Source organism: Hymenobacter plasmatis (assembly GCF_020711255.1).
GTDB lineage: Bacteria > Bacteroidota > Bacteroidia > Cytophagales > Hymenobacteraceae > Hymenobacter.
The window spans coordinates 17,430-28,749 of the sequence record NZ_JAJFAW010000026.1 but is presented as its reverse complement, the minus strand read 5'-3'; the positions used below and the strand labels follow the sequence as shown (position 1 = coordinate 28,749).

Annotated in this window: 7 protein-coding genes; all 7 read right to left on the bottom strand. The window is 61.0% G+C overall.

Annotated elements, in window-relative coordinates:
* Window positions 1–17: 17 nt before the first annotated feature.
* The gene (gene kduI / locus LJ738_RS17180; RefSeq protein ID WP_227787596.1) at window positions 18–848 is read right to left on the bottom strand and encodes a 5-dehydro-4-deoxy-D-glucuronate isomerase; all 831 of its coding nucleotides are present in this window, start codon (window positions 846–848) and stop codon (window positions 18–20) included.
* A gap of 100 nt (window positions 849–948) precedes the next feature.
* The gene (gene kduD / locus LJ738_RS17175) at window positions 949–1,719 is read right to left on the bottom strand and encodes a 2-dehydro-3-deoxy-D-gluconate 5-dehydrogenase KduD (protein ID WP_227787595.1); all 771 of its coding nucleotides are present in this window, start codon (window positions 1,717–1,719) and stop codon (window positions 949–951) included.
* 549 nt (window positions 1,720–2,268) lie between these two features.
* The gene (locus LJ738_RS17170; RefSeq protein ID WP_227787594.1) at window positions 2,269–3,870 is read right to left on the bottom strand and encodes a glycoside hydrolase family 43 protein; all 1,602 of its coding nucleotides are present in this window, start codon (window positions 3,868–3,870) and stop codon (window positions 2,269–2,271) included.
* Between the two features lie 184 nt (window positions 3,871–4,054).
* Window positions 4,055–4,909, bottom strand: coding sequence for a fumarylacetoacetate hydrolase family protein (locus LJ738_RS17165; protein WP_227787593.1), 855 nt, complete (start codon window positions 4,907–4,909; stop codon window positions 4,055–4,057).
* A 166-nt stretch (window positions 4,910–5,075) separates the two neighbouring features.
* Window positions 5,076–6,758 carry a sodium/sugar symporter gene (locus tag LJ738_RS17160; RefSeq protein WP_227787592.1) on the bottom strand — a complete coding sequence of 561 codons (1,683 nt, stop codon included), beginning with the start codon at window positions 6,756–6,758 and terminating at the stop codon, window positions 5,076–5,078.
* 319 nt (window positions 6,759–7,077) lie between these two features.
* On the bottom strand, window positions 7,078–9,123 hold the full coding sequence (locus tag LJ738_RS17155; RefSeq protein ID WP_227787591.1) for a S9 family peptidase: 2,046 nt from the start codon (window positions 9,121–9,123) through the stop codon (window positions 7,078–7,080).
* A gap of 134 nt (window positions 9,124–9,257) precedes the next feature.
* Window positions 9,258–11,189, bottom strand: coding sequence for a DUF4350 domain-containing protein (locus LJ738_RS17150; RefSeq protein WP_227787590.1), 1,932 nt, complete (start codon window positions 11,187–11,189; stop codon window positions 9,258–9,260).
* Window positions 11,190–11,320: the final 131 nt, after the last annotated feature.

Sequence of the window (11,320 nt, the reverse complement as noted above, 5' to 3'; positions counted from 1 at the left end):
GTTTTTTTAAATTCAGCTTAGCGCAGTGCGTCGAGGGGCACAGCGTCCATGTCGGTGTATTCGCGGTTTTCGCCGGCCATGCCCCAGATGAAGGCGTAGGCCGCGGTGCCGCAGCCGGTGTGAATGGACCACGGCGGCGAAAGGATGGCCTGCTCGTTGCTCACCCACAAGGGGCGCGTTTCGGTGGGCTCGCCCAGCAGGTGCAGCACGCGCTGGCCTTCGGGCAGATTGAAGTAGAGGTAGGCCTCCATGCGCCGGTCGTGCGTGTGGCTGGGCATGGTGTTCCACACCGAGCCGGGCTGCAGCTGCGTCAGGCCCATCACCAGCTGGCAGCTCTGGATGCCTTCGGCGTAGATGTACTTGTAGATGGTGCGGCGGTTGGCCGTCTCGGTGGCGCCCATTTCCACGGGTGTGGCCTGGGCCTGCGTGCGCAGCGTGGTGGGGTGGGCGTGGTGGGCCGGGGCCGAGAGCAGGTAGTACTTCGCCGGATTGGTGGCGTCGTGGCTCGAGAAGCGCACGTCGGCCGCGCCCATGCCCACGTAGAGGCAGTCCTGGTTGCCCAGCTCGTAGGTGTCGTTGCCCACGCGTACCTGGCCCGGGCCGCCCACGTTGAGCACGCCCAGCTCGCGGCGCTCCAGAAAGTAGCCGGCCTTTAATGACTCCGGGCACGGCAACGACAAGGCTTTACCATTGGGCTGGGCCCCGCCCACTATCATGCGGTCGTAGTGCGTGTAGGTGAGCTGGATTTCGCCGGCCACAAACAGGTTTTCAATCAGGAAATGCTCGCGGATACCACTTGTATTAAGGGTGGCCGTCTCACGTGGACCGATGGCGAAGCGTTGGGTCATTAAGGTAATTATGAGTTATGAATGATGAGTTATAAGTCGTTCAGATGAGTTGATGACCAGTGAGTAAAACTCCCAATTCATAACTCTGAACTCATAACTCTTACCGTCCCATCCAGCCGCCGTCGACGGTGAGGATGGTGCCGTGCACGTAGTCGCTGGCGGCCGAGGCCAGGAACACGGCCGGGCCCTGGTAGTCCTGGGGCAAGGCCCAGCGGCCGGCCGGGATGCGGGACAGGATAGCGGCGCTGCGCTCCTCGTCCTGGCGCAGGGCGGCGGTGTTGTCGGTGGCCACGTAGCCGGGGGCAATGGCATTCACGTTGATGCCTCGGCCGGCCCATTCATTGGCCAGCGCCTTCACCAGGCTGCCCACGCCGCCTTTGCTGGCCGCGTAGCTGGGCACGTTGATGCCGCCCTGGAAGGTGAGCAAGGAGGCGGTGAAAATGATTTTGCCACTCCCCTGCTTCAGCATTTGCCCGCCAATGGCGCGAGCCAGCCGGAACGGGGCATCGAGGTTGATGGTGAGCACGGCGTCCCAGTCCTCGTCGGAATGCTCGGCGGCCGGCGCGCGGCGGATGATGCCGGCGTTGTTGAACAGGATGTCAATCGTGGGGTAATCAGCCTGCACCTCCTTGATGAAGCCGTTGAGCTGCTCCAGATTGCCGAAGTCGGCCTGGTAGCCGCGGTACTCCCGGCCCAACGCCTTCACGGCCTGCTCCGTTTCGCCGCCCTGGGGCATGTGCACCGATACGCCGATGATGTCGGCGCCAGCTTCGGCCAGACCCAAGGCAATGGCTTGACCGATACCCCGGTCGCAACCCGTCACGAGGGCGCGCTTGCCGGCTAAACTAAAAGCAGAAGAAAATGCAGTCATAAAAGGGACGATGCGGAGACAAGAAGAAGTTTAAACCAAGCTCGCGGTTCGGCTGCGGCCGGTTTTGCTTCTTAAAGGTTTGATGCACCAGACCCCGAAAGCAAGAGTTGGATAATATATTTTTGCGCAATCGTTACCGGGAACGATGCCATACCTGCATTAACGCTCTCACCGGTGGAATTAGTGGGCTTAACTAGCTCAATTTAGGCCAAATGGCTCTAAGCCGCCGCGCAATCGGTTTTTTCAACACTTATTGTACTTTATTAATAATTCAGGCTTGGATTGAATTTTCAATATTAACCTGAACAATATCTTATTTCATAATCTGCCCAATTATTTTACAATTCTGCTTTCGTCTTAGAGCACCCGCGCTATATGTCATGCTGACGAAGGAAGCATCTTATCAGGTTAGCACGACTCGTTCAACGGTGATAAGATGCTTCCTTCGTCAGCATGACAGATAGCGCGGGTTGCGCGGTAGAGATACTTCGCTGCGTTCTGCATGACAAATGTTCGTCAGCATGACAGATGGAGCAGATGGCTTACCGCCTATTGCCCATTCTCAGTGATGCGCCACCAGTCCAAATCGACGTTGCCGGCGTCGTTGGTTTTGCCGATGCGACTGCAGAACATGCCCACTTTGGCTCCAATCCACTTGCCTTCGCGAGCCTGGAAATCAGGCCCAACTGTTTCGAACAGCTTGCCATCGCGGCTGTAGCTGAAGCGGCACTTGGCACCGGGGCTCACCTGCACCCGCAGGTAGATGGTGCCGGAAGCCGGAGCGGCAATCATGAGCGGCGCGGCCCCAGTTTCGAGGGTGAGCTTGTCGGCGTCGTGGCAGGTGGTTTGGGCGATGCGCCACTGCCCGTTGTGACTCGTGACGGAGAGGTAGGCGTAGTCGAGCCCCATCATTATCAGCCCAACTTTTTCCCCATCGAACCGGGGCGTGAAGGTGAGCTTGGTGGTGGCCGTGAAGCGCTCGGCCGGCAGCTTTTGCAGCAGCAGGTTGGGTGCTTGCCAGTAGTTTTTGAAGTCGGTGGGCAGCGGCACGGCGTAGAGGCGCAGGTAGCCCTGGGGCCCGTTGGGGAAGGCCCAGCCCAACTGCGGGTTAGCGTGCCACTGCCACTGCAGGCCCAGCGCGGGGCCGCTGAACTCGTCGGAAGTGGCCGGGGTGGCCAGGGGCTGCGCTGGGCCGGGCACGCGAGGCTTGCGGTACGTGAGCACGGGCTGGCCCTTGCCGTCGCCATCCGGGTCTTCGCCGATAACAGGCCAGTCATTTTTCCAGGCCATGGGCTGCAGGTGCACCACCCGGCCGTAGGGGCCCTGGTCCTGGAAATGCAGAAACCAGTCCTCCTTGCCGTCGGGCGTATCGACCCACGCGCCCTGGTGCGGGCCGTTGACGGTGGTTTTGCCTTGGTCCATCACAATCCGGTCTTCGTAGGGGCCGAATACGCTCTTGGACCGCAGGACGGTTTGCCACCCGGTGGGCACGCCGCCGCCGGGCGCGAAAATGTAGTAGTAGCCGTGGCGCTTGTAAAACTTGGGCCCTTCGATAGTGGGGTGCTTGGCGTGCCCATCGAAAACCAGCACGTCGTCGCCCGTGACCTGCAGGCCATCGGCGCTCAGGCGCGATACGGCCAGAATGGACTTGAACCCGGCCCGGCTGCCGGCGAAGGCGTGCACAAGGTAGGCGCTGCCATCTTCGTCCCACAGTGGGCAGGGGTCTATCCAGCCTTTAGCTTCCTTTATCAGCTTGGGGCGCTCCCAGGGGCCAGCGGGGTTGGTGGCGCGCGTCACGTAAATGCCGCGGTCGGGGTCCGGGTAGTAGAGGTAAAACTGCTTGTTGTGGTAGCGGATGGCCGGCGCCCACACGCCGTTGCCGTGCTGGGGCAGCCGGAACTCGGCTACCGGCAGCTGTTCCTGAAACGCGGCCCCGATAATGGTCCAGTTCACCAGGTCTTTGGAATGCAGGATTTGCAGGCCCGGCACGCTGTTGAAGCTCGACGACGTGAGATAGTAATCGGTGCCGACCCGCACTACGTCCGGGTCCGAATAGTCGGCGTACAGCACCGGGTTTTTGTAGGTGCCGTTGCCCAGGTCGGGCACCCAAACCTGGGAAAGCGTGGCCTGGGCTTGAGCCTGCAGGCTCAAGCCGATACTCAGAATTACAACGCTTCGAACTATCCGCTTTAGCTGTGCCGCCATCGCTTGCTGCTTAGAGTCTACCCAAAAAAGAACGTCATGCTGAGCGCAGCGAAGCATCTCTACTGCTTCGTTGCAAACCGTCTGTCATGCTTCGCTACGCTCTGCATGACAAGAGGCAGAAGCTGAGCGACTAGCCCGCGTAGGCCTTGAGCACCTGGCGCGACGTGCCCAGGTGGTCGATGCCCAGCTCCACTACATCGCCAGGCTGGAGGTACACCGGCGGCTTAAAGCCCAGGCCCACCCCCGCCGGCGTGCCCGTCGAGATGATGTCGCCGGGCAGCAGGGTCATGAATTGGCTGACGTAGGCAATAAGGAAGGGAATGTTGAAAATCAGGTTGGCCGTGGTGCCGTCCTGCACCATGGTCCCGTTCAGCATGAGCCAGAGGCGCAGGTTGTCCACGTCGCCCATTTCGTCGGGCGTGGCCAGGAAGGGGCCCACCGGCGCGAAGGTATCGCAGCCCTTGCCCTTGTCCCAGGTGCCGCTGCGCTCCATCTGAAACTCGCGCTCCGATACGTCGTTGTGCAACGTGTACCCGGCGATGTAGCCGGCCGCATCGGCTTCCTCCACATAGGAAGCGCGCTTGCCTATGACCACGGCCAGCTCCACTTCCCAGTCAGTTTTCACCGAGTTTCGGGGGATGATGATGTCATCGAAAGGCCCGACCAGCGCGGTAGTGGACTTCAGAAACAGCACTGGCTCGGCGGGGGGCGTGGCGCCTACCTCGCGGGCGTGGTCGGAGTAGTTCAGGCCGATGCACACGATTTTGGAAGGCCGGGCTACGGGCGGGCCCAGGCGCTCGGTATCGGCCACCAGGGGCAGCTGGCCGGCGTTGGCCTGCACAAATTGAGCTAACCGCTGCAGGCCATCGTGCTCAAAAAAGGCTTCGTTGTAGTCTTCGCCAAACGCAGATACGTCGTAGCGCTGGGTGCCCTGTATAATGCCCGGCTTTTCCTGGCCGGGAGGGCCGTAACGAAGGAGTTTCATAGCAAATAAGGGTAAAAAGGCGGGTTGACATAAAGCAGAACGTCATGCTGAGCGCAGCCGAAGCATCTCGCGTGCTGTAACTAATCTTATTGATTGAGTTTACTATTGCACGCGAGATGCTTCGGCTGCGCTCAGCATGACGGCCTATTGAGCTTTGCTTGAAAGCTTACCAGTAAATGGTGTAGAGCGTGGTGAGAATAACCAAGATGGCAATGGAGCCGATGGCAAAGCCGCGGGTGGTTTTGAACATGCTCCGGTCTACTTCCAGGCCATTGGTTTTTACGCCGCGGCTGGTTTCAAACAAGCTGATGAGCACCATGGCCACGATGCAGATGACGAACACAAAGCCCATCCGGTCGAGGAACGGGATTTCGTAAACGCCGTCGGCGTTCTTCACCGCAAACCCGAAGGGCGCCAGGAAGGAGAGGTCGGCGAAATTGGGCAGGAACTTGAACAGCACCGACAGCAGGAAGCCGCCGATGGTGGCAAACAGCGCCGCCGACGAGGTGGTCTTCTTCCAGAAGAAGCCCAGGATGAACATAGCAAAAATGCCCGGCGACACGAAACCCGTGTATTCCTGAATGTACTGGAAACCGCCTTTCTTATCGATGCCCAGGTGCGGCGCGATGAGCACGCCCAAAATCATGGCCACGATAACGGCAGCTTTGCCCACGTGCACCAGTTTCTTTTCCGAAGCCTCGGGGTTGATGACTTTTTTGTAGACGTCGAGGGTGAAGATGGTGGCAATGCTGTTGGCTTTGCCGGCCAGCGAGGCTACCACGGCGGCCGTGAGCGCGGCGAAGGAAAGCCCCTTGAGGCCCACGGGCAGGATGTTGAGCAGCACCGGGTAAGCACGGTCGGGGTTGAGCTCGCCGTTCTGCATCATCTCCGTGCTGAACACGTCGGACTTGTACAGCACGTAGGCGGCAATGCCGGGCAGCACCACAATCACGGGCATGAGCAGCTTGAGGAAAGCGGCGAACAGGATGCCGGCGCGGGCCGTGGGCAGGTCGGCGCCGAGGGCGCGCTGGGTGATGTATTGGTTGCAGCCCCAGTAGTTCAGGTTCACAATCCACATGCCGCCGAGCAGCACGGTCAGGCCGGGCAGGTCGATGAAGTTGGGGTTGTCCTTCTTAAATATCATCTGGAAGTGGTCGCCGGCTTGCTGCGTCATCAGGTGGAAGCCGTTGAGCACGCCAGTCTGGCCGCTGTGCTCGGCCACGAGGTTCAGGGCCAGGTAGGTGGTGGCCAGGCCGCCCAGAATCAGGAAGAACACCTGGATTACGTCGGTGAAGCCAATCACCTTCATGCCCCCTAGCGTGATAAGCACGGCAAACGCGGCCAGTGCGTACAGGCAGAAGTCGAGATTGAGGCCGGCGATGCTGCTAATGGCGATGGCGCCGAGGTAGAGAATCGAGGTCAGGTTGACCACGATGTAGAGCGCCAGCCAGAAAATGGCCATAATCATGGCCACGGTGCTGTTGTAGCGCTGGTTCAGGAACTGGGGCATCGTGAAGATGTGATTCTTCAGATACACCGGGATGAAGAACGTGGCCACGACCACCAGCGTGATGGCTGCCATCCATTCATAGGTGGCAATGGCCAGGCCCATTTTGAAACCCGAACCCGACATGCCCACAAACTGCTCGGCCGAGATGTTAGAGGCGATGAGGGAGGAGCCGATGGCCCACCACGTCAGGGAGCCTTCGGCGAGGAAGTAGTCTTTGGAATCGCCCTCCAGGGTACCATCGTGGCCGGTCTTGCGCCGGTAAATCCAGATGCCATAGCCGGATACAATGATGAAGTAGACGAAGAAAACGATGTAATCAATCGTGGAGAGCTTGTTCATTGAGTGTAGTTGGTGTTGGAAGGCTACGCCCGCCACGTTTGCAGCGTGGCATAGTGCTAGCGAAGCTAAGGGAAAGTAATGTTCCGCTAAAAAAACCGCTTCTGAAAGAAAAAACTAGATTTTCGCACATAATCGTTTGTGCAACGGTTTCCGCCAGGCGCTCACGCTGGCTTTGCGGCGGCCTTCATCAGGTTGGTTTGTCCCTCAGCTACTTGAGCGCAGCGGCGCTAATAAAACAACTGGCCAGGCTTCACCCATGGGGCATAACCAACTGTTTTTCATTCGAATATATAGATTGAATTTGAGCTGCCGGGCGAGCTTATTGGCCGCTGGAGGCGCCTGCTTTCGGCATGAGGTACTTGTTGTACCAGCTCAGATAGCGGGCGTAGCGGTCCTTCACGTAGCTGGGCGTGCTGATGCCGTGAAACTGGCCGGGGTAGATAACGAGCTGCGTGGGCACATTCAGGCTTTTCAGGGCTTGGTACATCTGCTCGGTGTTGAGCAGGGGCACGTTGAAATCCTTTTCGCCGCAGAGAAAGAGCGTGGGCGTGTGAATCTGGTCGGCGTGGAAGAAGGGGTACGACACGCGCAGGTACACGTCGGTGTTCTTCCAGGGCGTGCCCAGCTCGGTTTCGTAGTCGCGGATGTACTGGTCGGTGCCGTAGCCGGCCAGCACGTTGCCGATGCTGGCGCCGCTCACCGCCGCCTTAAAGCGCTGGTCGCGGGCAATGACCTGGTCGGTCATGATGCCGCCGTAGCTCCAGCCGCCCACGCCCAGGCGGTCTGGGTCGGCCAGGCCCTGGGCCACGGCGTAGTCTACCACGGCCAGCACGTCGTCGGTGTCTTTGTTGCCCCAGTCGGCGTAGATGGCCTTGCTGTAGTCGAGGCCGCGGCCCGAGCTGCCGCGCGGGTTGGCCACCACCACGGCGTAGCCATTTGCCGCGAAGTACTGCCACTCAAACGAAAAGCCGTAGCCAAACTGCGACACCGGCCCGCCGTGAATGCGCAGCAGCGTGGGGTATTTGCGCCCCGCCTGGTAGCCCACCGGCTTGATTAGGAAGCCGCTCACCAGCGTGCCGTCCTTGCTCTTGGCCTGAATGGGCGTCACGTCGCCCAGCGTGAGGCCGCGCAGCCACTCGTCGTTCTGCTTGGAAAGCGGGCGCAGGGCGGCCTTTTTGCCCAGTGCAAACACCTCGTTGGGCTGCTGGGCCTGGCCGGTGAGCACCGCCAGCTGGCCGTTGCGGGCCAGGGCGTAGTCGCCCACCTCGCGGGCGCCGGTGAGGACTTTTTCGATTTTGCCACCGGCGGCGGGCACGCGGGCCAGCGACACGGCGCGGTCGTCTTCGAGCAGGAAGTAGATGCTCTTGCCGTCGGGCGACCACTGGGGCTTGGTGGTGTTGCGGTCGAGGCCGGCGGTGAGAGCGCGCGGGGTGCCGCCGCTTACAGGTACCACCATTAGCTGGTGCAGGGCATACACCAGCTGCTCCTTGGGGCCGCCCTGCACGAAGGCAATGCTCTTGCCGTCGGGGCTCCAGGCGGGGCGGCTGCCGTAGTTGGGCGCGCTGTCCGGTACTTCGTTGGTGGTGAGCGGGCGGGCGGTGGCGCCGGCCGTGGCATCAATGAGGAAGAGGTCGTAATTGTCGTGGCGGTCGGGGTCGGGCCCGCGCTTGCTGGAGAATACCAGCTGCTTGCCATCGGGGCTCCAGGCAGGCATGTGCTCGTCGTACACGCCGGGCGTGAGGTTCACGAGCTTGCGCGTGGCCACGTCGAACACGTAGAGGTGCTGGCGCTGCTTGTTGAGGTAGCCGTCGACGTCCTGCTTGAACTGAAACCGGTCGATGACGATGGGCGGCGCGGTTTTCTTCTTGGTTTTTTGGGCAGCCGACAGCGAGTCCGGGTCGGCATCGCGGATAATCATGGCAATGCGCTTGCCATCGGGTGCCCATACGTAGTCCGACACGCTGCCGCGCAGCTTGGTCACTTTTTCGGCTTCGCCGCCGGCGCGGTTCAGCAGCCAGAGCTGGGCATCGCCGGCGTCGTCTTCGCCGCGGCTCGAAAGGAAGCTCAGGTACTTGCCGTCGGGGCTGAAGCGGGGCTTGGTTTCGCTTTTGGGGTCGGTGGTGATGCGCAGGTTCTGCGAGCCGTCGGTGCGGGCCATCCACACGTCGGCGTTGCGCTTGTCGGCGGCCGTGTCGGCCCGCGTCACGGTGTAGGCCGCCCAGGCCCCGTCGGGCGAAAGCTGCGGGTCGGCCACATCGCGGAGTTGAGCCAGGTCGCTCAGGCGCAGGGCCCGCGGCGTGGGAGTGGTTTGGGCGTGCCCCGCCAGCGGCAAGGCTAGGGAAGCCAGCATTAAATATTTGGTCATAACAGCGAAGAAGTAGCACCCGAGGCCGGGGCATCGTTGAGCCGCTAAGCTACGCCTCGCCTCCCGGTTTTGCCATACCGGCAGGGCCAAAGCCAGCTCAACTTACCGTCACCGCCCTGCCGGCCCCGCCGCGACTACTTGTTGCTCAGCAGCCAGGTGGCCAGGTCTTTGCCGGCCTGGAAGTTCTCGAACGTAGCCGGAATCTTGCGGCCGTCCACGTACTCGTTATACAGCCACGGGTCGCCGAGGACGAAGACCCGGCCCTTGCCCAACTTGGCGGTGGCCATGATGACCTTGCCGTTGTTGGTGACCAGCGGCTGGCCCGGCGCCTGCACCGCCAGCACCGACAGCTCCTTGATGTAAGCCGTCGCGGCGTTTTTGAACACCGCTTTGCCGGAGCTCAGCTCCACTTTGCCCTGCTCAAACTGGCTGCCCTGCACCATGTTCACGCTTTGGTCGGTGAACTGCACGCCAAAGTTTTTTGCCAGCTCGTTGAAGTGCTTGATTTCGCAGTTGGCCGTGTCGTTGGCGAAGAGCACCAGCGTGCCGCCGGCCTTCACCCAGTCGGTCACGGCCTTGCTGTCGGCGGGCTGGATGTAGTTGGGCTGGGGGCTTTCCTTACGCGTGTCGGGGTCCACAATGATGTAGACGCTCAGGTTCTTGAGGCTGGCCGCAGTGGGCGCGGCGGGGATGGCCACGGTCTTGGCGCCCAGCTCTCGGAACTGGTTGCCCCACAGCCAGAAGCCGCCGTGCGTGCGCTCCTCCCAGGTGTAGTGCCACTGCTCCGGCTCGCCGGTGATGCTGTTTTTGCGCATCTCGTGGTTGAAGAAGTAATCCAGCCCCACGGTTTTGTTCTGCCCAATGCCGTTTTCGGCGGCAATCTCCATCTCCGTACTGGCCAGGATGAACGGGCCGACGCCCTTCAGGTCGTTCTTGCGCAGCGGCTCGCTCAGGTAGTAGTCGTAGGAGCCGTCGCGGTAGGGCTTGCCGCCCAGGCCACCCACGCTCACTGTGCCATTGAAAGCCAGCGCGCCGCCGGGCTCGGTGGCCACAAATGACTTGAGCAGGCCGTCGTAGCCCTTCCGGGCCACCTGGGCGAAGCTTTTATCGAGGTAGCCCATGCGCACGCCTTTGGCCAGCGCGTACACAAACATGCTGCTGCCCGAGGCCTCGGCGTAGTTGCCCTTGCGGCCTTCCTGGGCCATTACCAGGCTCCAGGTGCCGGTTTTGGGGTCCTGGTACTTTGCCAGTACCGGGGCCAGGCGCTTTAGGGCCTTGATGAGGGCGGGGCGCTGCGGGTGGTTCTGCGGGAAGTAGTCGAGCACGTCGACCAGCGCCATGCTGTACCAGCCAATGCCGCGGTCCCAGAAATTGGGCGACTGGCCGGTGGTTTTGTTGGCCCACTGCTGCTCGCGGCTCTCGTCGTAGCCGTGGTAGAGCAGACCGGTTTTGGGGTCCACCAGGTTCTTCTCAATCAGCGCAAACTGCTTGGCTACGTCATCGAAACCAGCTGGCTGGTTGAAAACCTTGCTGTACTCGGCGTAGAACGGCTCGGCCATGTACAAGCCGTCAAGCCACATCTGGTTGGTGTAGATTTTCTTGTGCCAGAAGCCGCCTTCCTTAGTGCGCGGCTGGCCTTCTATCTGCTTGCGCAGCAGTTGGGCCGCTTTCTGGTAGCGCTCCTGGTTGGGGCCCGATACCTGGCTGAGCAGCAGCAGGGCGTGGCCCGTGGTCAGATTGTCGAGGTTGAAATCATCGGGTTTGTAGGTGCGGATGGTGCCATCCTTCTGCACAAACTGGTCGAGGTCTTTCTGAATATAGGTGAAGTACTTCGCGTTGCCGGTGCGCTGCCACACGCGCTCCAGGGCGCGCATCATCAGGCCTTGCTCGTAGTCCCAGCGGGCGGTTTTGTTTTTGCCGATGACGATGGAATCCGGGTGCCAGCTGATGAAGGCGTCGGCCATGCGCTGCGAGTACGCGGCGGGTTTCGCCGTCTGCGCCGAGGCAGTTTCACTCAGCAGCGAAAGGCCCAGCAGCGACATCAGGAGACGGAGGTTGTTTTTCATAAAGGAAGGGTAACATAACGTCATGCGGAGCAGAGCATCTTTAGCTCAGTCTCAGTGCTAGCTCAATCGTCTGTCATGCTGACGAAGGAAGCATCATATCGCCGCTGAACGACTCAGGCGTGATAAGATGG